General features: G+C 73.8%; 23 protein-coding genes. 9 read left to right on the top strand and 14 right to left on the bottom strand.

All coding sequences use genetic code 11. The features are described from left to right. Positions 1 to 9: 9 nt before the first annotated feature. The gene (gene hemE / locus PV342_RS03225) at positions 10 to 1,053 is read left to right on the top strand and encodes a uroporphyrinogen decarboxylase (protein WP_391575394.1); all 1,044 of its coding nucleotides are present in this window, start codon (positions 10 to 12) and stop codon (positions 1,051 to 1,053) included. A gap of 45 nt (positions 1,054 to 1,098) precedes the next feature. On the opposite strand, the gene PV342_RS03220 is transcribed toward hemE, so the two are convergent. Then, entirely contained in the window at positions 1,099 to 2,127 is a 1,029-nt protein-coding gene (locus PV342_RS03220; protein ID WP_500315762.1) for a DUF4349 domain-containing protein, read from the bottom strand. A 127-nt stretch (positions 2,128 to 2,254) separates the two neighbouring features. Between PV342_RS03220 and hemG the strand changes: the two genes are divergently transcribed. Then, positions 2,255 to 3,700: a protoporphyrinogen oxidase gene (hemG, locus tag PV342_RS03215; protein WP_500315761.1), complete on the top strand. Its 1,446-nt coding sequence runs from the start codon at positions 2,255 to 2,257 to the stop codon at positions 3,698 to 3,700. 4 nt (positions 3,701 to 3,704) lie between these two features. Further along, the gene (gene hemQ, locus PV342_RS03210) at positions 3,705 to 4,436 is read left to right on the top strand and encodes a hydrogen peroxide-dependent heme synthase (RefSeq protein WP_018563206.1); all 732 of its coding nucleotides are present in this window, start codon (positions 3,705 to 3,707) and stop codon (positions 4,434 to 4,436) included. Between the two features lie 21 nt (positions 4,437 to 4,457). On the opposite strand, the gene PV342_RS03205 is transcribed toward hemQ, so the two are convergent. The 5 genes from PV342_RS03205 to PV342_RS03185 form a co-directional block, all read right to left on the bottom strand. Beyond that, positions 4,458 to 5,207, bottom strand: a complete 750-nt coding sequence (locus PV342_RS03205; protein ID WP_392606829.1) for a TIGR04222 domain-containing membrane protein — start codon at positions 5,205 to 5,207, stop codon at positions 4,458 to 4,460. Positions 5,208 to 5,303: 96 nt separating this feature from the next. After that, entirely contained in the window at positions 5,304 to 6,488 is a 1,185-nt protein-coding gene (locus PV342_RS03200; protein ID WP_386987159.1) for a DUF1996 domain-containing protein, read from the bottom strand. Between the two features lie 14 nt (positions 6,489 to 6,502). Next, a complete protein-coding gene (locus tag PV342_RS03195; RefSeq protein ID WP_400795743.1) occupies positions 6,503 to 7,240 on the bottom strand; it encodes a DUF4142 domain-containing protein in 738 nt (245 codons plus the stop codon). 162 nt (positions 7,241 to 7,402) lie between these two features. Further along, the gene (locus PV342_RS03190) at positions 7,403 to 8,761 is read right to left on the bottom strand and encodes an MbnB/TglH/ChrH family RiPP precursor modification enzyme (RefSeq protein WP_500315760.1); all 1,359 of its coding nucleotides are present in this window, start codon (positions 8,759 to 8,761) and stop codon (positions 7,403 to 7,405) included. 93 nt (positions 8,762 to 8,854) lie between these two features. After that, on the bottom strand, positions 8,855 to 9,661 hold the full coding sequence (locus PV342_RS03185) for an aminoacyl-tRNA hydrolase (protein WP_018563201.1): 807 nt from the start codon (positions 9,659 to 9,661) through the stop codon (positions 8,855 to 8,857). On the opposite strand from PV342_RS03185, the gene PV342_RS03180 reads away from it, so the two are divergent. From PV342_RS03180 to PV342_RS03170, 3 genes are read left to right on the top strand one after another with little or no spacing between them, the layout of a single operon-like run. Beyond that, complete coding sequence (locus tag PV342_RS03180; protein WP_089222974.1) at positions 9,603 to 10,277, top strand: AIM24 family protein; 675 nt, start codon at positions 9,603 to 9,605, stop codon at positions 10,275 to 10,277. The genes PV342_RS03185 and PV342_RS03180 overlap by 59 nt on opposite strands. Before the next feature lies 1 nt (position 10,278). Further along, the gene (locus PV342_RS03175) at positions 10,279 to 11,100 is read left to right on the top strand and encodes an ABC transporter ATP-binding protein (RefSeq protein WP_500315759.1); all 822 of its coding nucleotides are present in this window, start codon (positions 10,279 to 10,281) and stop codon (positions 11,098 to 11,100) included. Next, a complete protein-coding gene (locus tag PV342_RS03170) occupies positions 11,097 to 11,768 on the top strand; it encodes an ABC transporter (RefSeq protein ID WP_386987149.1) in 672 nt (223 codons plus the stop codon). The genes PV342_RS03175 and PV342_RS03170 overlap by 4 nt, the downstream gene beginning before the upstream one ends. A 25-nt stretch (positions 11,769 to 11,793) precedes the next feature. Here the strand turns inward: PV342_RS03170 and PV342_RS03165 are convergent, their stop codons facing one another. The 6 genes from PV342_RS03165 to PV342_RS03140 form a co-directional block, all read right to left on the bottom strand. Further along, positions 11,794 to 12,417 (bottom strand): LysE family translocator, encoded by a 624-nt coding sequence (locus tag PV342_RS03165; protein WP_400795758.1) that lies wholly within the window; start codon positions 12,415 to 12,417, stop codon positions 11,794 to 11,796. A gap of 4 nt (positions 12,418 to 12,421) precedes the next feature. Next, complete coding sequence (locus tag PV342_RS03160) at positions 12,422 to 14,494, bottom strand: spermine/spermidine synthase domain-containing protein (protein ID WP_500315758.1); 2,073 nt, start codon at positions 14,492 to 14,494, stop codon at positions 12,422 to 12,424. Positions 14,495 to 14,592: 98 nt separating this feature from the next. Further along, the gene (msrB, locus tag PV342_RS03155; protein ID WP_018563195.1) at positions 14,593 to 15,000 is read right to left on the bottom strand and encodes a peptide-methionine (R)-S-oxide reductase MsrB; all 408 of its coding nucleotides are present in this window, start codon (positions 14,998 to 15,000) and stop codon (positions 14,593 to 14,595) included. Positions 15,001 to 15,014: 14 nt separating this feature from the next. Continuing rightward, positions 15,015 to 16,406: a UDP-N-acetylmuramate--L-alanine ligase gene (murC, locus tag PV342_RS03150; protein WP_500315757.1), complete on the bottom strand. Its 1,392-nt coding sequence runs from the start codon at positions 16,404 to 16,406 to the stop codon at positions 15,015 to 15,017. Positions 16,407 to 16,485: 79 nt separating this feature from the next. Then, positions 16,486 to 16,959 carry an indole-3-glycerol phosphate synthase gene (locus tag PV342_RS03145; RefSeq protein ID WP_400795766.1) on the bottom strand — a complete coding sequence of 158 codons (474 nt, stop codon included), beginning with the start codon at positions 16,957 to 16,959 and terminating at the stop codon, positions 16,486 to 16,488. Between the two features lie 188 nt (positions 16,960 to 17,147). Continuing rightward, a complete protein-coding gene (locus tag PV342_RS03140; protein WP_500315756.1) occupies positions 17,148 to 17,936 on the bottom strand; it encodes a pyrimidine reductase family protein in 789 nt (262 codons plus the stop codon). Positions 17,937 to 18,022: 86 nt separating this feature from the next. On the opposite strand from PV342_RS03140, the gene zapE reads away from it, so the two are divergent. The 3 genes from zapE to PV342_RS03125 all read left to right on the top strand — a co-directional run bounded on the left by zapE (position 18,023) and on the right by PV342_RS03125 (position 21,595). Continuing rightward, positions 18,023 to 19,129: a cell division protein ZapE gene (zapE, locus tag PV342_RS03135; protein WP_400795772.1), complete on the top strand. Its 1,107-nt coding sequence runs from the start codon at positions 18,023 to 18,025 to the stop codon at positions 19,127 to 19,129. Between the two features lie 142 nt (positions 19,130 to 19,271). Further along, positions 19,272 to 20,651, top strand: a complete 1,380-nt coding sequence (locus PV342_RS03130; RefSeq protein ID WP_386987131.1) for an alkaline phosphatase PhoX — start codon at positions 19,272 to 19,274, stop codon at positions 20,649 to 20,651. A gap of 65 nt (positions 20,652 to 20,716) precedes the next feature. After that, positions 20,717 to 21,595 carry a PPK2 family polyphosphate kinase gene (locus tag PV342_RS03125; protein ID WP_400795776.1) on the top strand — a complete coding sequence of 293 codons (879 nt, stop codon included), beginning with the start codon at positions 20,717 to 20,719 and terminating at the stop codon, positions 21,593 to 21,595. Between the two features lie 15 nt (positions 21,596 to 21,610). Here PV342_RS03125 and PV342_RS03120 read toward each other — a convergent pair whose 3' ends face one another. Then, positions 21,611 to 21,748, bottom strand: coding sequence for a hypothetical protein (locus PV342_RS03120; RefSeq protein ID WP_179279697.1), 138 nt, complete (start codon positions 21,746 to 21,748; stop codon positions 21,611 to 21,613). A 13-nt stretch (positions 21,749 to 21,761) separates the two neighbouring features. Further along, a complete protein-coding gene (treZ, locus tag PV342_RS03115) occupies positions 21,762 to 23,519 on the bottom strand; it encodes a malto-oligosyltrehalose trehalohydrolase (RefSeq protein WP_500315755.1) in 1,758 nt (585 codons plus the stop codon). Positions 23,520 to 23,540 lie beyond the last annotated feature (21 nt).

Here is a 23,540-nt window from a genome sequence, read left to right as displayed (position 1 = left end):
GATTCGGGGGTGAGTGCGCACCAGCAGACCGCTGCTTCCCCCTTCATCCTGGCGTGCCGGCGCCGGCCCGTGCCGCACACCCCCGTGTGGTTCATGCGTCAGGCCGGGCGCTCCCTCCCCGAGTACCTCAAGGTGCGCGAGGGGATCCCCATGCTCGAGTCGTGCATGCGGCCCGACCTCGTCACCGAGATCACGCTGCAGCCGGTGCGGCGGCACAAGGTCGACGCCGCGATCTACTTCAGCGACATCGTGGTGCCGCTCAAGGCCATCGGGCTCGACCTCGACATCAAGCCGGGCGTCGGCCCCGTCGTCGAGCAGCCGATCCGCAGCCGCGAGGACCTGCAGCGCCTGCGGCCGCTCGACCCGGACGACGTCAAGTACGTCACCGAGGCGATCGGCATGCTCACGGGTGAACTCGGCGAGACGCCGCTGATCGGCTTCGCGGGCGCGCCCTTCACCCTGGCGAGCTACCTCGTCGAGGGCGGTCCCTCGCGCAACCACGAGCGCACCAAGGCCCTCATGTACGGCGAGCCCGAGCTGTGGGCGGAGCTCCTGGACCGCCTCGCGGACATCACCTCGGCCTTCCTGAAGGTGCAGATCGAGGCCGGTGCCAGCGCGGTGCAGCTCTTCGACTCCTGGGTCGGCGCGCTCGCCCCCGAGGACTACCGGCGCCACGTCATGCCCGCCTCCGTCAAGGTCTTCCGGTCCGTCGCGGACTACGGGGTGCCCCGCATCCACTTCGGCGTCGGCACCGGAGAGCTGCTCGGGCTCATGGGCGAGGCCGGCGCGGACGTCGTCGGCGTCGACTGGCGGGTCCCGCTGGACGAGGCCGCCCGCAGGGTCGGCCCCGGCAAGGCGCTCCAGGGCAACCTGGACCCCGCGGTGCTCTTCGCCCCGCGCGAGGCGGTCGAGAAGAAGACCCGCGAGGTCCTGTACTCGGCCGGAGCCGCCCCCGGTCACATCTTCAACCTGGGCCACGGCGTCCTGCCCACCACGGACCCCGACGCCCTGACCCGCCTCGTGGACTTCGTCCACACCGAGACGGCCCGCTGACACCGGTGACCCCGCGCCGTCCGGCGCGGGGTCACCGCGTCCGGGCTACTCCCGCGGCTGCGCCTCGCCGGTGCCCGCCCCGGCCGGCGCGGGCACCGGCAGCGGCTCCGGGGGCGCGGTGACGCCGCGCCGGGCGGGCAGCGCACGACGCAGCAGCCGCAAGCCCAGGTAGCCGGCAAGCGCCAGCACCGCGAACGGGGCCACCACGGCCAGGACGACGAGGATGCCCCGCAGGGTCAGGTAGAAGGCGTGCCAGCCGCTGCCGAGGGCGTCGCCCACGGTGGCCCAGAATCCGTCGTCCTTCTTCTTCGGCGACTCCTTGAGGGGCGGTTCCTGCACCTCCAGCGTGATCGTCGCCATGCCGGTCCGTGCCTTCAGTGAGGCCTGCTGGGCCTCGAGCGCCTCCAGGTCGGCCTGGCGGGAGCTGAGTTCGCTCTCCAGGGCGACGATGTCGCTGAGCCTGGTCGCCCGGTCCATCAGCTCCCGCACCCGGGCCACACTCGCCCGCTGCGTCTTGAGCCGGCTCTCCACGTCCACGACCTGGCCGGTGACGTCCTGGGCGTCTACCTTGCGGTTGCGCAGCGTGCCCAGCTCGGAGAGGTCCTTCAGGACGCGGTCGTAGCCGTCCGGCGGCACGCGGAGCGTGATGGTGGAGTACTCGAGACCGTCCTCGTCCAGGCTGGTGCTCTCGTTGCCGACGTAGCCGCCCGAGCCCTCCACCAGCGTGCGAGCCTTGGCCACGGCTCTGGAGACGTTCCTGGCCTCGACCGTCAGCGTCGCCGTGCGCACGATGTACGACTGTGCGAGGGTCGGGGTCTTTCCCGCCCCGGTGCCTTGTCCGCTGCCGGAGCCCTTGTCGGTGGCGTTCGGCGCGTCCGCCTCGGCGGGCTCCCGCGCGCCCGGCTGCTCGGCGAGGCCGGGGGCGGCCCCGGCCTTGCCGTCGGACGCTGCCGAGTCGGCGCTGCTCTCGCTACCGCCGGCGCCGCAGCCGGTGAGCGTGAGGGCGGCGGCCAGCGCCAGGGCGCCGAAGGCGGCGGCAAGTGGTCTGCGCGTGACGGTGGTTGACGTGCTCACAGGGCATCCCCCCGGGTCCGTTGCATGTGTTGCCGATTCGACGTGGGGGGCGCGGGGCGGGTTTCGGGTCCGTGATCCCGAAGAGGTCACGGTTAGGGCTCGTTCCGGCGTCTGAGACAGTGGAGGCATGAGCGATACGCAGCCCCTGGCCGGGCACGTGGTGGTCGTGGGCGGCGGGGTCTCCGGACTCGCCGCGGCGCATTTCCTGCTGGAGGGCGGAGCGGTACGGGTGACCGTGCTGGAGTCCTCCGGACGCCTGGGCGGGAAGCTGTACGCGGACGAGATCGCGGGCGTCCCCGTCGACCTGGGCGCCGAGTCGATCCTGGCGCGCCGCCCCGAGGCGGTCGACCTGGCCCGCGCGGTCGGACTCGGCGACGACCTGGAGGCACCCGCCACGACGAACGCGGGCCTGTGGACGCGCGGGCGGCTACGCCCCATGCCCAAGGGCGGCGTCATGGGCGTTCCCGGCGACCTCGGATCGCTCGCCGCCTCCGGGGTGCTGTCCGCGGCCGGCCTCGCGCGGCTGCCGCTCGACCACGTCCTGCCCCGCACCAAGGTCGGCGAGGACGTGGCGGTGGGCGCCTTCGTCGCCGCCCGGCTGGGTCACGAGGTCGTCGACCGCCTCGTCGATCCGCTGCTCGGCGGGGTGTACGCGGGCAACGCCTACGAGATCTCGCTGCGCGCCGCGATCCCGCAGCTGTACGAGGGCGCGCGCGGCGGCCGCTCCCTGATCGAGACCGTCCGCGAGAGCCAGCGCAAGGCAGCCGCCGCGCGGAAGGACGGCCCGGTCTTCGCCGGCATCCGCGGCGGCGTCGGGCGGCTCCCGGTCGCCGTCGCCGAGGCCTGCCGCGCCGCCGGAGCCCGCATCGAGACCGACGCCCCGGTCCGGACGCTGCGCCGCACGCCCGACGGCTGGGAGGTCGCCTTCGACCACGACGGCACCCGCGAGACGCTCGCCGCGGACGCGGTCGTGCTGGCCGTGCCCGCCCCGGCCGCGGCCAGGCTGCTGGCCGCCGAGTCGCCGGGCGCCGCCACGGAGCTGTCGGCGGTGGAGTACGCGAGCGTCGCCCTGGTCACCATGGCCTTCCGGCGCCGCGAGATCGCCCACGCGCTGCCCGGCAGCGGCTTCCTCGTCCCCCCGGTGGACGGGCGCACCATCAAGGCGTCCACGTTCTCCAGCCAGAAGTGGCACTGGAGCGGCGCCGCCGACTCCGACGTCTACGTGCTGCGCACCTCGGTCGGGCGGCACGGCCAGGAGGCCGACCTCGCCTGGGACGACACCGATCTCGTCCGCCTCTCCCGCGAGGACCTCGGCGAGGCCGTCGGACTCGCCGCGGCCCCCGTCGCGGCCCGTGTCACCCGCTGGGACGGCGGCCTGCCGCAGTACCCGGTCGGCCACCTGGCCCGGGTCACGCGGCTGCGCGAGCACGTCGCGAAGCTGCCCGGCCTCGAGGTCTGCGGCGCCCTCTACGAGGGCGTGGGCATCCCGGCCTGCGTCGCGAGCGCGCGCGGCGCGGCCGCGCAGGTACTGGGCACCCTGCGGCGGGCCGCGGAACCCGGCGCGGGACAATAGCCCCATGACCGACTCCACTGCTTCCGCCGCCCCCGCCAAGGCCCCCAACGCCGGCAAGAAGGCCAAGGACCTCAACGAGGTCATCCGCTACACCCTCTGGTCGGTGTTCCGGCTGCGCGACGTCCTTCCCGACGACCGCATCCGCTACGCGGAGGAGGTGGAGGAGCTCTTCGCGCAGCTCGCCGAGAAGGACGTCACGGTCCGCGGCACCTACGACCTGTCCGGGCTGCGCGCCGACGCGGACGTCATGATCTGGTGGCACTCCGAGACCGCGGACGCCCTGCAGGACGCCTACAACCGCTTCCGCCGCACCCTGCTGGGCCGCCGGCTGGAGCCCGTGTGGTCGAACATGGCACTGCACCGCCCGGCGGAGTTCAACAAGAGCCACATCCCCGCCTTCCTCGCCGACGAGACCGCCCGCGACTACGTCTCCGTCTACCCCTTCGTCCGCTCCTACGACTGGTACCTCCTCCCCGACGAGGACCGCCGCCGCATGCTGGCCGACCACGGCAAGATGGCGCGCGGCTACCCGGACGTGCGGGCGAACACGGTGGCGTCGTTCTCGCTGGGCGACTACGAGTGGATCCTGGCCTTCGAGTCGGACGAACTGCACCGCATCGTGGACCTGATGCGTCACCTGCGGGCTTCGGAGGCGCGTATGCACGTGCGCGAGGAGGTGCCGTTCTACACCGGCCGCCGCAAGTCGGTGGCGGATCTGGTGGCGGGTCTGGCCTGAGGCCCGGCTCCGCGCGGCGCGTCAGCTCAGGGCCGCGCGGAGTGCGGGATCGGGGAGGGCGGAGGGGCCCCGGACGGCGAGGGCGGTGAGCATGTGCCGGTCGTCGTCGGGGGCCGGGCCGTGGGGGACGTCGACGGCGCGCAGCAGGTCCTGGCCCGCGGGCGCGGCCCAGCGGGTGCAGGGGTCGATCTCGAAGCGCGCGATGGCCAGGCAGCCGAGGGTGATCAGCAGGGGGAGCGCGAACCACGGCAGCAGGGACCGGCCGGCGGGGCTGAGGGTCGTCGCCGCCGTCAGCATGACCAGGATGAGGGCGGAGGCCGCGCGGACCTCGCGGATGCCGGTGGAGAGCGACTCCCGGGCCGCCGAGGGCACCGCGAGCCCCGCGTCGGTGAGCCGCTGCGCCAGTGCGCGGACCCCGTCGGAGGTGGCGTGCGCCGCTCGTATCGAGGGGACGGGGGCCTGACCCTCGGGACCGGTGGCGGCGATCAGGGAGCGCTCTATGGCGTCCCGGCCGTCGGGGTCCACGACCGTCGCCCAGCCGGTCCCGGCGAGCAGCAGACGGCGTTCGCGCCCCATCGTGACCATCGTCAGCTCGGTGACCCGGCGCGGCCCGCCGGACAGGAAGGCCATCTCGTAGAGCCCGAGCGTGTGCTCGGCGGCCGGTGCGACGGCCCTGTCAGGCAGATCGGCCGCGGCGACCGCCGCCCTGCACAGGCGTGTGCAGGAGGCGATCGCCGCGGCCCAGGCCACGAGGAGGAAGAGCATCCACATGAGGGAGTTCTAGCCGACCCCCGCGGGGTCCGTGCAGGGGGGGTCCCGGATCGGGGCGGGCGGACCGGTGGCGGCGGGGCCGTGCGGGCTACCGCGTCAGCCGCAGTTGCGGTTTCCGTTGATGCAGCTGACGACCTGGTTCATCAGGCGCGTCGGCATGAAGTTGGCGAAGTCCGCGTGGTCCGTGACCGGCTTGTGCAGCTGCTCGGGGAAGCTGTCGAGCGCGAAGTTCGGACCCTGCGGGACCTTGTAGGTCAGCCGCATCTTCAGCTGGGGCACGGCCTTGAAGCCGGCCTGGCACCGTCCCGCGCCGTCGGCGAAGACGATGTGGGTGCGGTGGTTGGCGCTGTCGGCGTTGGTCCCGTCCCAGCAGCTGGGGAAGTTCAGGGTGCGGACCACGCGGCTGCCCTGCGGGCACAGCGGGTACTTATCGGTGAGCTGGCGGTTCTCGAAGCCCGTACAGCTCCACGACGCCTTGGCGTTGGCGACGCCGTTGGTGAAGGACTTGGCGTCGCCCATGATGACCCGCAGGGTGGACGGCATCGCCGTCACCTTGGACGTCGGGCTGCCGCCGAAGACCAGCTGCACCGAGGTCGCCTGCAGGATGGTGCCGGTGTTGCCGTCGGCGTCCGGCGCGTCGTTCGCGGAGCGGGTGCGAAGGACCGGCCAGAAGTACGTCGACTTGTCCCCGCGGGCGCAGGTGGTGCCGGCCGCGGCCAGGGACTCGTTGGTCGAGAAGCCGTCGGTGCTCAGGTTGCCGACGTAGTCGTGGACGTGGTGCGCGCCGTTGGCGACGCCGGGGGCCACGATGAAGTTGTCGGGATTGTGGTGCTTGTTCTCGTTGCGGCCGCAGCGGGCCGTGAACGTGCCGCGCGAGGCGCCCCGCTGGTTCGCCGCACGCTGGACGTTGGGCTTGACCGAGCGGATGTCGGCGAAGTCCTCGGGGGAGGGGCCGTTGGTCTGCGAGCCGCCGCCGGCGGGCGCGGACGCCGAGGCCGATGCGGACGCGGAGGGGGCCGCGGAGGGGGCCGCGGAGCCGTTCTGGCCGCCGTTGTTCTGCCCGCCGTTGTTCTGGCCCCCGTTGTCCGCCTTGGTGCTGTTCCCCGGGCTCGGGCTCTGCCAGCCGCCCGAGTGGCCGGAGTTGGACCGCCAGTGGGCCGAGGCCGATCCGGTGACCAGGGCGAAGGTGCCGCCGGAGCCGAGCAGTGCCAGCACGGCTATCAGCACGAGTTGCTTGGTGCTCAACCTGCGCCGGTGGTTCATGTGTTGTCGTGTGGGCATGGGATCGCTCATTTCTACTGCGACGGCTGGGGGGATGAAGCCGCTGGGGGAAGTGAGTACGTCGGGGACGGCGTGACGATGAAGGTCGGCTCACCGGGGGCAGGCGAGACCGGCACCGCCGCGGCGGGGTTGGTGGGGCTGGCGGTCGTGTCCACGGCGACCTGGTCGAAGTTGACCATCCCGGTCTTCTCCAGAACGGTGATGTGGTCGAGCACCGTCGCGTTCGCCTGGTCGGCCAGTTCCCGCACCAGCGAATTGCGGGTGGTGGCACGCACCTGGGCCACGACCGAGAACACCTGGCCGTGGGCGAGCCTCAGGATATTCGCGAACTTCTGGTCGAAATCCTGTCCGGTCGCCGATGACATGGTGGCCAGAAAGCCCATTTGCTGCTGTGTGGGCTGGTTGGGCAGGGTGATGCCCAATTGGGGGGCGATCGTGCGGCATGTGGCGTCGAGGTTCGTGTGCCCGTCGATGAGGTGCTGCCCCGCGCGCTTGACCGCGGGTGTCGTCCCCTTCTGCAGGCCCATCTGCCCGGCGGGGAACTCCCACAGGCCGGCCAGTCGGACCTTGGTGACGAAGGTACGGTCCAGCTGCGTGAGCGGACCGTACTGCGTGGACACGGTCTGGGCGCCGGCCGCGGTCACGGCGGGGCTGTTCAGCCCGGACATGACGGGGTAGGCCAGTGCGGCGAGGGTGACCACGAGAGCCCCGACCACGAGGCTGAGTCCGGTGGCGTAACGGGTGGATCGCATGGGACCGCACGTTAGTGCGTTTGAACCGTCCCAGGCGAGGAACTGTCACGTATTCGCGAATTCCAGGAATCCGGGGCGCGGGCCTTGATATGTTGTTGCCTTTTCGTGCCCGATGGACTCCGCCGCCATTCCCGCCGCAGGTCGGAGGCCTCTTGAAAAAGATTATGGCAGCTTTGAACGGAGCGTGTCCCGCATACGTATGAATACGTGTGAGGGCTGTCGCGGTCCCGGGAAAACCCTTCCGCGCAGCCGCGGCCCGCGCGCCGGGAGCGGTGCCGGGCCCGACCGCTCCCGCCACCACGCGGCCAACTGCCGCGTGAGCGCGGGGTCGTGCGTGCCGCTCCGGCCGTCGAGGACGTACGCGGCGAAGTCCAGGGCGTCGCGGCGGTAGCCGCCCGAGAACGGCCGCACGGCGGCGTAGCGCAGGAACGACGGGCGGTACGCGGCCCCCAGGATCTCCGGCAGCTCGGGCGCCACCTTGGCGACGACGCCCGCGCGCTTGGCGGCCAGCGCGCGGCTCTGCACGCCGATCCGGGACCGGTCGAAGCCCTCCGGCACCGGTGTCCCGGCCACGAGCGCGGACAGCAGCGCGGTCTGGCGCAGCGCGAGGCGCTGGCGGGCCGCCCCGGGTGCCGCGGCGACCCCGGCGGGCACGTCCGGCGCCGCGTCCGCGCGCCCGCCCGTTCCGGCGTCCACCACGCGGCGTATCGCGGCCAGTTCGCCGGCCAGCTCGCCGTCCGGGGGGAAGTCGTCGTCGCGCTCCAGCAGCACACCGGGCGGGCAGCCGCGCTCGTACAGCGCCGCCAGCACGTCCAGGACGGCCTCGGGGACGGGGTGCGCGTGGCTGTCGTGCCACACGCCGTCCTTCTCGACACCGCCCGCCACATGGACGTAGGCGATCGCGTGCACCGGCAGCGCGTCGAGCGCCGCGAGGGGGTCCTCACCCCGGTTGACGTGGTTCGTGTGCAGATTGGCGACGTCGATCAGCAGGCGCACCCCGGTCCGCTCGACGAGCTCGGCGAGGAAGGCCCCCTCGCTCATCTCCTCGTCGGGCCAGGCCACCAGCGCCGCGATGTTCTCCAGCGCGAGCGGCACCGGCAGCGCGTCCTGCGCGATGCGCACGTTCTCGCACAGCACGTCCAGCGCGTCCCGGGTCCGCGGCACGGGCAGCAGATGCCCCGCCTCCAGAGGCGCCGAGCCGGTCAGCTCCCCGCCGCCGCGGACGAAGGCGATGTGCTCGGTGACGAGCGGCGCGCCCAGCGCCTGCGCGCGCTGCGCGAGCGCGGCCAGCCGCTCCGCCCCGGGCCGCTCGGCGCCCCCGAGGCCGAGCGAGACTCCGTGCGGGACGACCGTGACACCGCGCTCGCGCAGTCGCAGCAGGGAGCCGGGCAGACGGCCGGGGCAGACGTTCTCGGCGACCGCCTCGACCCAGTCGACACGGCCGGCCTCCGCGAGCGCCTCGACGGCCGCCGCGATCTCAGGCCGCCAGCCGATGCCCGTGCCCAGATACGAGTGCTCCATGCGCCCCCCTTCCTCCTGCGGGGGTTCTGGCCCGGCGCGGGGCCGGTGAACCCCGCGGGGGCGGGTTTCAGAGCTTGATTTGAGCTTGCCGCCTCAGCGGCGCAGCGCGGGATGGTCCGCCACGACGGTGCACGAGCCCGGGGCGATCTCGGTGAACCCGGCGTCGCGCACCACGGGCAGCCCGGAGGCGGTCAGCGCCTCCCAGCCGGCCTGCGGCGCCGTGCGCACCGCCAGCGGGAAACCGGTGTCGCGCCAGTGCGCGCGCTCGGCGGCGGACAGCGCGAGCCAGGCGAGCTGGGCGCCGTGCCCGGCCTGCGCCATGGCCTTGCCGGCCGACATCTGCACCCCCGGGTTGAGCCAGAGCACCGGCGTCCCGCCCTCCGGCGCCACGGGCGGCTCCGGGTCCTCCAGCTCCGTCCCGGACACCTGCAGCCGGGCCAGGTCCTTGGGCCAGCCGTCCAGCGGCACCGGCGGGAAGACGCGGACCTCGGCGGACTTGCCGGTGACCGTGATGCCGGGAAGCGTCTCGGCCCGCCGCCACTCGGCGCCGCGCGCCCGCCGCACGACCTTGCGGATGCGGGCGTCCTCCCAGCCCCGTACCGCCTCGGCCCACTCCCCGTCCGCGGCGGTCGCGCGCTCGTCGGAGCGCAGCAGGAGCACGGCGCGGGCGGCCGTCTCCAGCGCGTCGGTGCGCGCCGGCGGGGCGGCCCGCTCGATGCGGACGACCAGGGGCAGGACGAACTGGGGTGCGGCGTCGCGAGGATCGGTTGTCACCTCGACAGTCTGCCACCCGCCCCGCAAGAGCTTGTCGGAGCCGATCCCTCCGGGCCAGGATGCCGGGGTGCACAGCGACCTCTTCGCGACCGAGAACACGGCGCAGCCGGCCACCGAGCCCGGCATGACCCTCCAGAACGCCAAGTCGATCAAGTACGCGGTGAACGGCGAGTGCCTGGCCCGCCAGGGTTCGATGATCGCCTTCCGCGGCAACCTGCAGTTCGAGGTGAAGGGCCAGGGCGTCGGCAAGTTCCTCAAGCGCGCCTTCACGGGTGAGGGCCTGCCGCTGATGTCGGTCCGCGGCCAGGGCGAGGCCTGGTTCGCGCACGAGGCCGCCAACTGCTTCGTCGTCGACCTCGACCCGGGCGACAGCCTCACCGTCAACGGCCGCAACGTGCTGGTCTTCGACTCGACCCTCTCCTACGAGATCAAGGTCGTGAAGGGCGCCGGGATGGCCGGCGGCGGCCTGTTCAACAGCGTCTTCACCGGGCACGGCCGCCTCGGCGTCATGTGCGAGGGCAACCCGATCGTCATCCCGGTCACCCCGCAGGCCCCGGTGTACGTCGACACCGACGCGGTCGTCGGCTGGAGCGCCCAGCTGCAGACCTCCCTGCACCGCTCGCAGAGCTTCGGCTCGATGCTGCGCGGCGGCTCGGGCGAGGCCGTGCAGCTGATGCTGCAGGGGGAGGGCTTCGTGATCGTCCGGCCCAGCGAGTCCACGCCCCACCAGCCCTCCAACTGACGTGCGGCTGGAGGCGGTCGGCCGCCGGTACGGGGCGGGCGGGCCCTGGGTGCTGCGAGGGGTCGATCTCGACGTGCCCCGGGGACAGGTGCTGCGCGTCGAGGGGACGAACGGCAGCGGCAAGTCCACGGTCCTGCGGATCCTCGCCGGCATCGACCGCCCCACCACGGGCCGGGTCAGCGGGCGCCCGCGCACCGCGTACGTCCCGGAGCGCTTCCCGCCCGCGCTGCCCTTCGACGCGCACGGCTACCTCGTGCACCTCGGGCGCGTGCACGGGCTCGGCGGCCGCGCCGCCGCCCGGCGGGCCGAGCAGTGGCTGGAGTGCTTCGGCATCGCCGGGTACGCCCGGACCCCGCTCGCCGAACTGTCCAAGGGCACCTGCCAGAAGGTGGCGGTCGCCCAGGCGCTGGTGGCCGAGCCCGAACTCCTCGTCCTGGACGAGGCGTGGACCGGGCTCGACGAGGACGCGCGCGCCGTCCTGGACGACGCCGTGCGCGCCCGCAGCGCCGCCGGCGGCACCGTCGTCTTCGTCGACCACGACCCGCGCCGGCTGGCCGCCGACACCACGGCCGCCCACCTCGTCCAGGACGCCCGGCTGGTGCCGGTGCCCCCGCACACCACCGGGCCGCGGGTCGTCATCGAGGCCAGCGGCGGCGGGGAGCCGCCGGCCGGCCTCTCCCACGAGCCCGCCGCGCCCGGCACGCTGCGGGTGACCGTCCCGGCCGCCGAGTCCGACGCCGTCCTGCGGCGGCTGCTCGCCGCGGCCTCGCCCTGGCACATCCGCTCGGTACGTCCCGCGCAGCCGCCCACGGAGCCCGCATGACCGCGACCCTGCACTACCGGACCGCACTGCTCCTGCGGTCCTTCCGCTGGCTGCCGCCGCTGCTGCTGCACCTGGCCGTCATGGGGATCGGGCTCGCCGGGGGACCGCAGCCGCTGCTGGACTCCCTCGGCTGGAGCGCCGCCGCGCTGCTCCCGGCCGCGGCCTGGCTGGTGCGGGTCAGCGTGACGGCCGAGCCGCCGGCCGCCCGTGCCTGCGTGGCGGCCGCCACCGGGCCGGGGCGGGCCCACACGGCGGGCGTCCTGGCGGCGCTGCTGTGCTCGGTGGTGCTGGGCGCGGTGAGCACCGCCGTGGTCGTCGCCATCGCCGACCCGCACACCACGGACCACCTCAAGGCCGTCCCGGTGGTCCCGGCGGCCGCGGCCGGCCTCCTCGCCGCCCTGGTGACCGCGCTGCTCGGCACCGCCGTCGGCGCCCTCACCAACCCGCCGGTGCTGCTCCGCCCCGGATGGGCGGTGCCCGTCACGGCCCTCACCGCGGTCCTGGTCCTCGTGGCCGCCGGATCGCCCGCCAACGCGGCGGTCACCGGGCTCGTCACCGGTTCCCGTACCGGCGCCGTCCCGTTTCCGCTGGTGCCGCTCCTGGCGGCGGCGCTCGCCGCCTGCGGCGCCACCTGGCTCGCGGCGACGCTCAGCGCCCGCCGCGGCTGAGGGGCCGGGGCGCCGACGGGGACGCTCAGCCCTCCAGTGCCATCCGGACGCCCAGCGCCACCAGCACGCCGCCGGACACCGCCTCCAGACGGCGCCGCACCGCGGCGCGGCCGAACACCGGCCTCAGGCGGTCGACGAACCAGACGTACACCCCGTAGTAGCCGACCTCGTAGACCGCCCACAGCGCCGCGAGCCCGGCCATCGCGGGGAGCTGGGGCGCGCCCGAGGGCACGAACTGCGGCAGGAACGACATCGCGAAGACGGCCGCCTTGGGATTGGCCAGGTTCATCCCGAGCCCCGCGCGGTAGGCCGCCCACGGGGTCACCGCCGCGTCCTCACCCGCCGCGGCCCGCTCGGGGTCCGGGCCGCGCCGGGCGGCACGCAGCGCCTGCACCCCGAACCAGACCAGGACGGCGGCGCCGACGATCCGTACGACGTCGTAGGCGAGCTGCGAGGCCGCGAGGAGCGCGGTCAGCCCGAAGGCGGCGCACAGGCCCCAGACGAGCACACCGGTCTCGTTGCCGAGGACGGTCGCGAACCCGGCACGGCGGCTGCGCAGGGAGTGCCTGATGATCAGCACCGTGCTCGGCCCGGGGGCCGCGGCGACGAGGGTGCAGGCACCGAGGAAGGGCGGCAGGACGCTCAGCATCCCGTCATGGTGCTGCAGGGGGCCCCTCGCGCACCAGACGGTTTCCCTGCGCCGCGACGTCCTGCCGGCCCTTTCCCGCGCCGTCCGCGCCGTCCCCGGGACCACCGCCGCCGGACAGCCGCATCGCCACACACGCCCCGGCGTACAGCACGGCCACCAGGATCAGCAGCGCCCGGTAGCCCGTGAGCAGCGCCAGGTACTCCAGGGCGCCGCCGGTCAGGGCGCCCAGGAGGTTGGCACCGAAGGCGGAGGTCGGGTCCGGTGACCTGGCGAGGCGGTCGGAGAAGATCAGGTTGGCGCAGAAGATCGGCGCGAAGGCGAGTGCGACGGCGGCCGCGAGGCGTGCCGCGAAGGGCAGCGACAGCACGGCCTGCACCGGGACGAGCCAGCCGACGGCGAGCGTGACGAAGAGCAGGATCTGCAGTGCCGTCTGGTTGAGCCGGCGCATGCGGCGCCGCACCTCGACGGCGGCCAGCACCGCCAGCAGCACCCCGATGAAGACCAGCGCGTTCACCAGCCACGTGGTGCCGAAGTACAGCGCGAAGCCGATGACGTTCTTCGTCTCCAGCAGCAGGAAGGCCGCGCCCATCAGGAACATGTCGGCGTAGCGCAGCGTCCCGCGCAGCCGCACCCCGGCCAGCCGCACCGAGATCACGGTGACCAGCAGGATCAGTCCCAGCGCGCCGAGGTAGAGGCCCGGCACGGTGCGGTTCAGCAGGTACGGGAAGGGGTGGTCGTCGTCGGCGGGCGGCGGCACCGCCCCGGAGGCCCGCCAGACCGTCCCGCAGCTCTGGTCCGCCGGCGTCAGCCCGGCCACCAGGACCGCGGCGCGCTTGCTGTACTCCGTCATGCACGGCGCGTGCCCGAAGACCTGGTCCAGGCTCCCGGCGAAGCGGTCGATCAGCCATTGCTGCCGGTAGTAGTTGTACATGGCGAACGCGCCGCCGGGCGCGAGGTGGTCACGTGCCGACTCGAAGGCCTGCTTGGTGAAGAGGTAGCTCTCCAGCCGCAGGTTGCTCGCCCCCGACACCAGCGTGAGCGAGTCCGGCAGGGCCAGCACGATCAGGTCGTACGTGGTGTTCGTCCGCTCCAGGAAGGCCCGGCCGTCGTTGATGTGGACGTGCACCCGCGGGTTCTCGTACGGCCGCGCGGGGTGCAGCTGCGCCCCGATCTCCTGCAGCCGCGGGTCGATCTCGACGGCGTCCACGTACTGCGCGCCGTTGGCCAGCGCGACGGCCACGTCGTTGCCGTTGCCCGCGCCGATCACCAGCACCTTGCGGTGAGGATTGTCCGGGGTCTCCCGGTAGGCCTGCTCGTACGGCGAGTCGGACTGCTGCAGCACCTGCAGCGGCGCGATGCTCTGGTGCGGAACGCCGTTGGCGGCGATCTTGTATGTCCGCGAGCTGGTGCCCGGCTCGGGGCGGGTCAGCTCGATCTTGTAGTAGGGCGACCACGACACCCCCGGCGCCAGCGACTCGAAGAGCAGCGTCAGCACCATCGCGGCCAGCGGCAGCGCGTACCGCAGCGTGTTCCGCCGGCCGCCGAGCACGAACAGCGCCGCCGCGGCGATCAGCCCCCACACCAGCGAGGGCGCGCGCAGCCAGGACAGCCCCGCGAAGGCCACCGAGCCGGTCAGCGAGCCGAGCAGGTCCCAGCGGTACGCCTCCAGCGACGGAAGCTGCCGGAACAGATCGGCGGTGATCTTGCCGATCGCCATCATGGCGACCGCCACCAGCAGGAAGAGCACCGGCAGCGTCACCCACTGCGGCAGCCCGGTGGTCTTCACCGCCGTGAAGTAGATGATGTCGCCGCTGCTCTGCCGCACCTGGACCGGGAACTCCCGCACCAGCACCACCAGCACCGCCAGCGGCAGCGGCGCCCACCGCTTGAGCCACTGGCCGCGTTCCGCCCCGATGAGGAAGCCCAGCCCGATGCCCAGGAACGAACCGAGCAGGATGAAGTTGGAGAAGTAGCTCAGATGGACGACGTTCGCGCCCGCCCACCGGATCAGCGCCAGTTCGACGAAGAGCATGGTGGCGCTGGCCAGCAGCAACCTGGCCCGTACGTGGTGTTCCATGCCGCGCCACGTTGCCACCCGGTGGGCGGGGAATCGACGGACGCGCCCCGCGTGGCGCGCGAGCCCCACGCGGGGGGCCTAGCCGTCGGATTTCGTGATCAGTCCCCCACGGGGGCCAGTCGCAGCGAGATCGAGTTGATGCAGTAGCGCTGGTCCGTCGGGGTGTCGTAGCCCTCGCCCTCGAAGACGTGGCCCAGGTGCGAGCCGCAGCGGGTGCAGCGGACCTCGGTACGGGTCATGCCCATCGAGCGGTCCTCGATCAGCTCGACGGCCTTGCTGTCCTTCGGGTCGTAGAAGGACGGCCAGCCGCAGTGCGACTCGAACTTCGTGTCCGAGGTGAACAGTTCGGCGCCGCAGGCGCGGCACGAGTAGACGCCCCGGGTCTTGGTGTCGGTGTACTCACCCGTGAAGGGACGCTCCGTGCCGGCCTGGCGCAGGACCGCGTACTCCTGCGGCGTCAGCTCCTGACGCCACTGCTCCTCGGACTTGTCGACTTCGTACGCCATGGTCCTCCCTCTCCTCAGTTCTCCAGGCGCGCGAGGATGCGCGGACCGAGATCGGTCACGTCTCCCGCGCCCATGGTGAGAACAAGGTCACCGGGCCTGGCCATTCCGGCGACGACCTCGGGTACCGCTTCCTTGTCGTGCTCGGCGGTGACCTCGGCGCCGGCGGCGGCGGCGGCGTCGATGATCAGGCCGCTCGTGATGCCGGGGATCGGGTCCTCGCGGGCCGGGTAGATGTCCAGCACCACGGAGGCGTCGGCGAGCGCGAGGGCCTGGCCCATCTCGCGGCCCAGCTCCTGGGTGCGGCTGAACAGGTGCGGCTGGAAGACCACGACGATGCGCCGGTCCTCCGCCGCCTCGCGCAGGGCCTGCAGGTCCGCGGTCATCTCGGTCGGGTGGTGCGCGTAGGAGTCGATGACCTGGACGCCCGCCGCGGTGCCCTTCAGCTGCAGCCGGCGCTTCACCCCGGTGTAGGTGCCCAGCGCCTTGGCCAGGCCGTCCGCCGGGACGCCCAGCGCGACGCCCGCGGCGAGGGCGGCGACTGCGTTGTGGGCGTAGTGCCGGCCGGGCACGGAGACGGTGAAGGTGTGCTCCTCGCCGTCCAGGCGGACGGTGACCTCGCCGGCCATCCCGTGCGGGGTGACCCGCAGGATGCGCACGTCGGCCTCCTCGTCCTCGCCGACGCGCACGATGTTCAGCCCCTCGCGGCCCGCCACCCGGGCGGCCAGCTCCCGCGCGCCGGAGTGCTCGCCGACGACCAGGGTGCCACCGGGGACGATCTTGCCGACGAAGATCTCGAACGACTCGTGGATCTCGTCCATCGACGCGTAGTTCGCGTGGTGGTCGAGCTCCACGTTGAGCACGATCGCGACCTCGGGCTCGTACTTCTGGAAGCTGCGGTCGCTCTCGTCCGCCTCCGCCACGAAGATCTCGCCGGTGCCGTGGTGGGCGTTGGAGCCCGGGGCGTCCAGGTCGCCGCCGATGGCGTAGGACGGGTCCAGGCCCAGCGCGGACAGGCTCACCGCCAGCATGGAGGTGGTGGTCGTCTTGCCGTGCGTGCCGGCCACCGCGATCGGGCGCGAGCCCCCCATCAGCGCCGCCAGCGCGTCGGAGCGGTGCACCACAGGGATGCCGCGCTCGCGGGCCGCCTTCAGCTCCGGGTTGTCCTCACGGATGGCGCTGGAGACGACCACACAGCTCGCGTCCTGCGCGAGGTGCGCGGCCGAGTGGCCGATGTGGACGGTCGTGCCCAGCTCGCGCAGCGCGTCCGTCGTGCCGGAGTCCTTCGCGTCGCTGCCCGCGACGGCGGCGCCGCGCTGGGTCAGGATCTTCGCGATGCCCGACATCCCGGCCCCGCCGATCCCGATGAAATGAGGTCGGTCCATGCCGGGGGGAAGGGTGGGGCTCATGCGCGGTGCTCCCTGGAACTCACTGGGTCGGTCGTCGGCCGTGCCCGATTCTTCCACCAGTCGCGGGCACGGTGTCCGCTCAGTCCTCCGCGTTGTGCGCGAACAGCTTCAGCACCGGCACGCCGACCTTGTGCCGGGCCCGGGACGTCCAGTCGCGGTGGAAGAACTCCTCCACCAGGTGCGGGGCGGTCAGCACGATCACCTCGTCGGCGTGGGTCTGCTCGACCACCGACCTCATCAGCTCGATCGGGTGGCGCTCGACCACCTCGCCCACCGCCTCGCAGCCCGCGTCGCGCAGTGCCGTCAGGCTGTGGCTCAGCGCGCGCTCGGCCGGCAGGAGCGCCCGGTCGCCCTCCGGGCGGTCGCGCTCGTGGACGGCCTTGTCCAGTTCACCCAGGGCGACGTCGTCGATGGCCCGCAGCAGCCGGTCCTGGTCGCCGCGGGGCTGCATGAGGACGACGAAGGAGACGGGCTCGTCACCGTGGAGCGTGGTGACCAGTTCCACGTCGGCGGGGACGAGCGGCTGCTCGATCATGAGTACGGTCGTGAACACGGACGCGTCCTTCTCTCTCGCGGGCCGTCGGGCCTGCCACGGAAACCATCCTGCCCCGTCGGGGCGCGGGGCACGCGGGGTCATCTTTTCCCCCGCCGCGGCACGCGGACGTGCGCGGGCGGGCAATCGGCGCCATCCGGGTGAGGCCGGGGGCGCCGGGCGGCCGCTCCCGGTCGCGCCGGGGGCGGTCAGCCACGTACGTAGCGGGTGAACAGGAAGCCGTCCTCCTCCAGGATCGACAGCAGGGTGTAACGGACGGGGTCGGTGATGCCGGGGCCGTTCATGATGCGCATGGCGTCCCCGGCGGTCAGCAGCGGCGCGATCGTCAGGCACAGCTCGTCGACCACCCCGGCCGCGGCGAACTGGGCGAGCAGCCGCGGGCCGCCCTCGGTCAGCATCCGGCGCAGCCCGAGCGCGGCGAGCTCGCGCACCACGCGCGCCGGCTCCACGCCCGAGCCCGAGCCGGCCCTGACGACCCGCGCCCCCGCCTTCTCGGCCGCCGCGACCCGGTCGGCCGGGGCGTCCTCGCCGGTCAGCAGGAGCGTCGGCACCAGCGGCTCGGTGAACAGGGGCAGCGAGAAGTCCAGGTCGAGCCGGGCGCTCACCACGGCGATCGCGGCGGCCGGGCCCTGCCCCGCCGCGGCCCTGCGGCCGGCGAAGGCCTCCCGGGCGCGGGCCGGGCGGTAACCCTCCTGGCGTACCGTCTCCGCGCCGACGACCACGACGTCGGCCAGGGCCCGCAGCACCCCGAAGACCCGCATGTCGGCGTCCGAGGACAGCGGCTGGGAGCGCCCGTCGTGCCGTGCCGCGCCGTCCAGCGACGAGACCATGTTCGCCCGCAGCCAGGGCCCGCCGCCGGCCGGGTACGCGTACGCGTCGGCCAGCGCCTCCGCGGTGTCCAGGGCCTCCGGGGTGTCCAGGGCCTGGGGGCTGTCCGGGGTCTCGGCGGGTGCGGGGGCGGGGAAGAGGCGGCGCATGGCTGCAGTCTTCCACGGCCCTCCGGGAGTGGGGCCGGCCACACGGCGGCGAGGGGACCGCCGGCGAGGCACTAGGCTGGAGTGCTGTGTCCTCGTCCTTCGCCGCCGCGCAAGAATCCAGCCCGATACCCGGCGGGACGCCGCCCGTGTCGCTGAGCGGACGCGAGCCGCACGTCCCCGCGGACCGGCTGGTGGCGGAGATGGTGCCGCCGCCGCGCTTCGACTCCGTACGGTTCGACAACTACCTCCCGGACCCCGGGCAGCCGAGCCAGTCCGAGGCCGTCGGCGCGCTGCGGGCCTTCGCGCAGGGGCTGGGCGCCCCCGAGGACGCCGGACGCAGGCGCTGGTTCCGGCGCCAGGCCGCACCGGCGGCCCCGGCCGGACCCGGCGGGGTCTACCTCGACGGCGGCTACGGCGTGGGCAAGACCCATCTGCTCGCCTCGCTCTGGCACGCCACGCCCGCGCCGCCCGAGCAGAAGGCCTTCGGCACCTTCGTGGAGCTCACCAACCTCGTCGGCGCCCTCGGCTTCCAGCAGGCCGTGCAGGCGCTCAGCGGGCACCGGCTGGTCTGCATCGACGAGTTCGAACTCGACGACCCCGGCGACACCGTGCTCGTCTCGACCCTGCTCGGCAGACTGGCCGGCGCCGGCGTGAGACTGGCCGCGACCTCCAACACCCTGCCCGGCAGGCTCGGCGAGGGCCGGTTCGCGGCCGCCGACTTCATGCGCGAGATCCAGGGCCTGTCCGCCCGCTTCCGGTCGCTGCGCATCGACGGCGAGGACTACCGCCACCGCGGCCTGCCCGAGGCCCCGGCGCCGTACGCCGACGAGGAGGTCACCGCCGCGGCGGGCCGCACCCCCGGCGCCTCCCTGGACGACTTCGGCGACCTCCTCGCCCACCTCGCCCGGGTCCACCCCAGCCGCTACGGCGCGTTGTGCGACGGCGTCGAGGCGGTCTTCCTGCGCGGCGTCCGCCCGGTGGAGGACCAGGCCACCGCACTGCGCCTGGTCGTCCTGGCCGACCGGCTCTACGACCGCGAGGTCCCCGTCATGACCTCCGGCGAGCCCTTCGACCGCATCTTCAGCGACGAGATGCTCGCCGGCGGCTACCGCAAGAAGTACTTCCGGGCCATCTCCCGCCTCACCGCCCTCGCCCGCGACGCCGGGCGGCTCGCCGCCCGGGACGGCTCCTGAACCGCGGCCCCGGCCGCGCCCCGGGGGGCCGCGGAGCGCCCTGACCGGGCGGGCGGCGGCGGGACGCCGTGTTCCCCCGCGTCCGGAGCCGTGCTAGACACACTCGGGTCAATCGCCTGTCCGCCAGCAGGGAGAGAGACCCATGTCCGTGACCAGACGTCAGATCATCGCGAGGACCGGCGCGTTGGGCGCCGGAATCGCCTTCTCCGGAAGCGTCTCGGAGGTGTTCGCCGGTACGGCGTTCGCCGCGGGAGCGGGCGGGTACGGCCCCCTCGTACCGGATCCCGACGGCCTCCTCGACCTTCCCCGCGGATTCCGCTACCGCGTGCTGTCCCGCCAGGGCGACGCACTGAGTTCCGGCGAGGGAGCGGTGCCCGGGAACTTCGACGGCATGGCCGCGTTCCCCGCCCGCCGCGGCGACGGGGTGCGCCTCGTCCGCAACCACGAGAACCGCGCCACCGCCACCGCGCCCGTCCCCCTGGTCGACGGGCTGGTCTACGACCCCGCGGCCAAGGGCGGCTGCACCGTCCTCGCGCTCGACCGGGGCGGCGCGGTCACCTCGGAACGGGTGGCCATCGCCGGCACCGCCGTGAACTGCTCGGGCGGACCGACCCCGTGGCGTACGTGGCTGACCTGCGAGGAGAACGAGGACAAGGCCGGTACCGGCGGCTACGCCAAGGACCACGGCTTCATCTTCGAGGTGGACCCCCACGACCCCCGGAGCACGGGGGCCGAGCCGCTGACGGCCATGGGCCGCTTCCAGCACGAGGCCATCGCCGTCGACCCCCGCGACGGCACCGTGTACGAGACCGAGGACGCCTTCCAGGCGCCCTTCGGCATGTTCTACCGCTTCCACCCGCGCAAGCCCCTGGGCGGCCGCGGCTCCCTGCGGGCCGGCGGCACCCTGGAGGCCATGCGCGTGCCGGGGGTGCCCGACCTGTCGGCGGTGCAGGAGACCGGTGCGTGCTTCGACGGGATCGAATGGGCGCGCGTGCCCGATCCCCTGGCGAAGCAGACCCCGCTGCGGCAGCAGGACTTCGGTCCCCGCGGGATCACGCACGCCCAGAAGCTGGAGGGCTGCTACTGGGGCGGCACCAGCGTCTACTTCGTCTCCAGCTTCGCGCGTGCCGCCGAGGGCTCGGCGGCCACCCACTTCGGCCAGGTCTGGCGCTACGACCCGGCCAGGCGGCGGCTGACCCTCGTCGTGGTCTTCGGGCCCGCGACCGACGTCCAGCTGCCGGGCGAGTCCCCGGACAACATCGCCCTCGCCCCGCAGGGCGGCCTGATGGTCTGCGAGGACGGCGAGGGCGCCCAGCACGTCTACGGCGTCTCCCGGCGCGGCGAGGTGTACGCGATGGCGCGCGGCCGCCAGAACATCGGCACCGCCGACGCCCCCGAATGGGGCGAGTTCGCCGGCGTCACCTTCGCGCCGGACGGCCGGACCATGTACGTGAACTGCTACAACCCCGGGACCACCTTCGCCGTCACGGGCCCCTGGGGCCGCGCTGGCGGCCACGGCTGATCCGTCGCACCATCGGACCAACCACCCAGGCGCCCGCGCGGGCCGTCGTCCCGGAGGGAGGCGCGGTGACGAGGAACAGCCCGAAGTCCGGATCCGGCAGCACGGCAGGGCTGCGCGCGAAGCTGCGCGTCCCGTCGGGCGGCGGCCCCGTGCGGCTGCGGTCGCACGACCCGCGCGGCACGCCGGGCGGCCCGGCGGGCAAGACCGAGGCGCTGGAGAGCGTTCCGTACGCCAGGGACCGGATCACGGCGCTGCAGGAGCGGCTCTTCGCGCAGAGTACGGCCGGCGATCCGCGTTCCGTGCTCGTCGTCCTCCAGGGCATGGACACCTCGGGCAAGGGCGGCTCGGTGCGGCACCTGGCCAGCCTGCTCGACCCCGCGGGATGCCGCATCACCGCCTTCAAGGCCCCCACGGCGGAGGAGAAGGCGCACCACTTCCTCTGGCGGGTCGAGCGGGCCATGCCCGGTCCCGGGCGGATAGGCGTCTTCGACCGCTCGCACTACGAGGACGTGCTCGTCCCCCGGGTCCGGGGCCGTGCCCCGCTCTCGGTGTGGGAGGAGCGCTGCGAGACCATCAACTCCTTCGAGGCCTCGCTCGCCGACGACGGCGTCAGCGTCGTCAAGGTCTTCCTGCACATCAGCCGCGACGAGCAGCGCACCCGCCTGCTGGCCCGGCTGGACAATCCCTGCAAGCACTGGAAGTTCGGCCCCGCCGATCTTGAGGACCGGGCGAGGTGGGCCGCCTACCAGCAGGCCTACGAGGACGTCCTCGGTCGCTGCTCCACGGAGGCCGCGCCCTGGTACGTCGTCCCCGCGGACCGCAAGTGGTACCGGAACTGGGCCGTCGGGCGGCTGCTGATGGAGCACCTCGACCTGATCGACCCGGTGTGCCCGCCGGCCTCCTTCGACGTCGAGGCCGCCCGCAAGCGGCTGCTGGAGGACTGACCGCAGCGGGGCGGCTCAGCCGCTGCAGGCCGTGCGCTGGGCCTCGTGCCAGGCGCAGACCGGGCAGAGGGTCGCACCCGGCTGGGAGTCGGGGTGCTCGGTCGGGTCGCCGCAGTGGACGCAGATCGCGCGGGGCTCGTCGTCGGTGGTCACCCGTTCAGGGTAATCAGCGCTCGCGGAGCACCGCGACCGAGTGGCCGGGCAGGTGGAGGCAGCCGGTGTCGGTGGGCGGCGGGCAGGGGCGCCAGGCGGCGACCGGCACGTAGCCCGCCGGGTCGGCGCGGCCCGGGTGGTGCAGGGGCACCAGCGCCTCCTCGGGCGAGAAGTTGACCGCGATCCGGAAGCGTCCGCGGTCCAGCCGCAGGGTGTGCCCGCCCACGCTGACGTGGACGGCGTCCAGGGCCGGGTCGGTCAGCTCGGGCTCGGCGTGGCGCAGCGCGATCAGCCGCCGGTACCAGGCGAGCAGCTCGGCGTGCGGCTCGCGGGCCCGCTCGGACCAGTCCAGGCAGGAGCGCAGCCGGGTCGCCGGGTCCTGCGGGTCGGGGATGTCCTCGGCCTTCCAGCCGTGCTCGGCGAACTCGCGGCGGCGGCCCCGGGTGATGGCGGCGGCGAGCTCGGGGTCGTCGTGGTCGGTGAAGAACTGCCAGGGCGTGCGGGCACCCCACTCCTCGCCCATGAAGAGCATCGGCGTGTACGGGGAGGTGAGCACGAGCGCGGCGGCGGCGGCGAGCAGCCCCGGGGGGACGCTCGCGCCCAGGCGGTCGCCCGTGGCGCGGTTGCCGATCTGGTCGTGGGTCTGGGTGTAGGCGAGGAAGCGGTGGCCCGGGGTGGTCGTCAGGTCGACGGGACGGCCGTGGGCTCGGCCGCGGAAATTCGAAAGGGTGCCGTCGTGGAAGAAGACCCGGCGCAGCGCCTTGGCCGCGGCGGCCACCGGGGAGACGGCGAAGTCCGCGTAGTAGGCCTGGGCCTCCCCGGTGACGGCGGCGTGCAGGGCGTGGTGGAAGTCGTCGTTCCACTGGGCGTGCACACCCATGCCGCCGGCCTCGCGCGGGTCGGTGGTGCGCGGGTCGTTGCGGTCGGACTCGGCGATCAGGAAGAGCGGGCGGCCGACCGCGGCTGCCAGCGCGTCGACCGCGCCGGACAGCTCTTCGAGCAGGTGCACCGCGCGGGTGTCGACGAGGGCGTGGACGGCGTCCAGCCGCAGCCCGTCGAGGCGGTAGTCGCGCAGCCACGCCAGCGCGCTGCCGACCAGGAAGTCGCGTACCTCGTCGGAGCCGGGGGCGTCGAGGTTCACGGCGTCGCCCCACGGGGTGTGGTGGCGGTCGGTGAAGTACGGGCCGAAGGCCGGCAGGTGGTTGCCCGAGGGCCCGAGGTGGTTGTGGACGACGTCCAGCACCACCCCGAGCCCGTGGCCGTGCGCGGCGTCCACGAAGCGCTTCAGCCCGTCGGGGCCGCCGTAGGGCTCGTGCACCGCCCACAGCGACACCCCCTCGTACCCCCAGCCGTGCGTCCCGGGGAACGGGCAGAGCGGCATCAGCTCGATGTGCGTGATCCCCAATTCGGCCAGGTACGGCAGGTGTTCGATCGCCGCGTCGAAGGTGCCGGCGGTGGTGAAGGTGCCGACGTGCAGCTCGTACAGGACCGCGCCCGGCAGCGGGCGGCCCGCCCACTCGTGGGTCCAGGCGAACCGCTCGTGGTCGACGACCGCGCTCGGGCCCTCCGGCCCGTCCGGCTGCCGGCGGGAGCGGGGGTCGGGCCGCGGCGGGCCCTCGTCCAGCGCGAAGGCGTAGCGCGAACCGTGGCCGGCGGCCACGTCCGCGCGCCACCAGCCGCGCCGTTCGGGGTCGCGCTCCATGTCGTGAGCCCGGCCGTCGACCCGTACCTCCACCTCACCGGCGTCCGGTGCCCACACGTCGAAGCGCATGGGCACCATGCTGCCCGCCGT

Origin of the sequence: Streptomyces sp. PA03-3a, assembly GCF_033792735.1 — a bacterium.
Taxonomy (GTDB): Bacteria; Actinomycetota; Actinomycetes; order Streptomycetales; family Streptomycetaceae; genus Actinacidiphila.
This window is presented reverse-complemented; position numbering and strand designations above follow the sequence as displayed.

Bases quoted from the DNA above. Each gene is read 5' to 3' on its own strand.
- PV342_RS03160 (WP_500315758.1), bottom strand. From the start codon at position 14,494: ATGGAACACCACGTACGGGCCAGGTTGCTGCTGGCCAGCGCCACCATG.
- treZ (WP_500315755.1), bottom strand. From the start codon at position 23,519: ATGCGCTTCGACGTGTGGGCACCGGACGCCGGTGAGGTGGAGGTACGG.
- PV342_RS03140 (WP_500315756.1), bottom strand. From the start codon at position 17,936: ATGCGCCGCCTCTTCCCCGCCCCCGCACCCGCCGAGACCCCGGACAGC.
- msrB (WP_018563195.1), bottom strand. From the start codon at position 15,000: ATGGCGTACGAAGTCGACAAGTCCGAGGAGCAGTGGCGTCAGGAGCTG.
- PV342_RS03195 (WP_400795743.1), bottom strand. From the start codon at position 7,240: ATGCGATCCACCCGTTACGCCACCGGACTCAGCCTCGTGGTCGGGGCT.
- PV342_RS03130 (WP_386987131.1), top strand. From the start codon at position 19,272: ATGTCCGTGACCAGACGTCAGATCATCGCGAGGACCGGCGCGTTGGGC.
- PV342_RS03190 (WP_500315760.1), bottom strand. From the start codon at position 8,761: ATGGAGCACTCGTATCTGGGCACGGGCATCGGCTGGCGGCCTGAGATC.
- PV342_RS03205 (WP_392606829.1), bottom strand. From the start codon at position 5,207: ATGTGGATGCTCTTCCTCCTCGTGGCCTGGGCCGCGGCGATCGCCTCC.
- hemG (WP_500315761.1), top strand. From the start codon at position 2,255: ATGAGCGATACGCAGCCCCTGGCCGGGCACGTGGTGGTCGTGGGCGGC.
- PV342_RS03165 (WP_400795758.1), bottom strand. From the start codon at position 12,417: ATGCTGAGCGTCCTGCCGCCCTTCCTCGGTGCCTGCACCCTCGTCGCC.
- murC (WP_500315757.1), bottom strand. From the start codon at position 16,406: ATGAGCCCCACCCTTCCCCCCGGCATGGACCGACCTCATTTCATCGGG.
- PV342_RS03185 (WP_018563201.1), bottom strand. From the start codon at position 9,661: ATGCCGGGCTCGGTGGCCGGCTGCGCCGTGTTCTCGGTCGCGAAGAGG.
- hemQ (WP_018563206.1), top strand. From the start codon at position 3,705: ATGACCGACTCCACTGCTTCCGCCGCCCCCGCCAAGGCCCCCAACGCC.
- PV342_RS03170 (WP_386987149.1), top strand. From the start codon at position 11,097: ATGACCGCGACCCTGCACTACCGGACCGCACTGCTCCTGCGGTCCTTC.
- PV342_RS03200 (WP_386987159.1), bottom strand. From the start codon at position 6,488: ATGCCCACACGACAACACATGAACCACCGGCGCAGGTTGAGCACCAAG.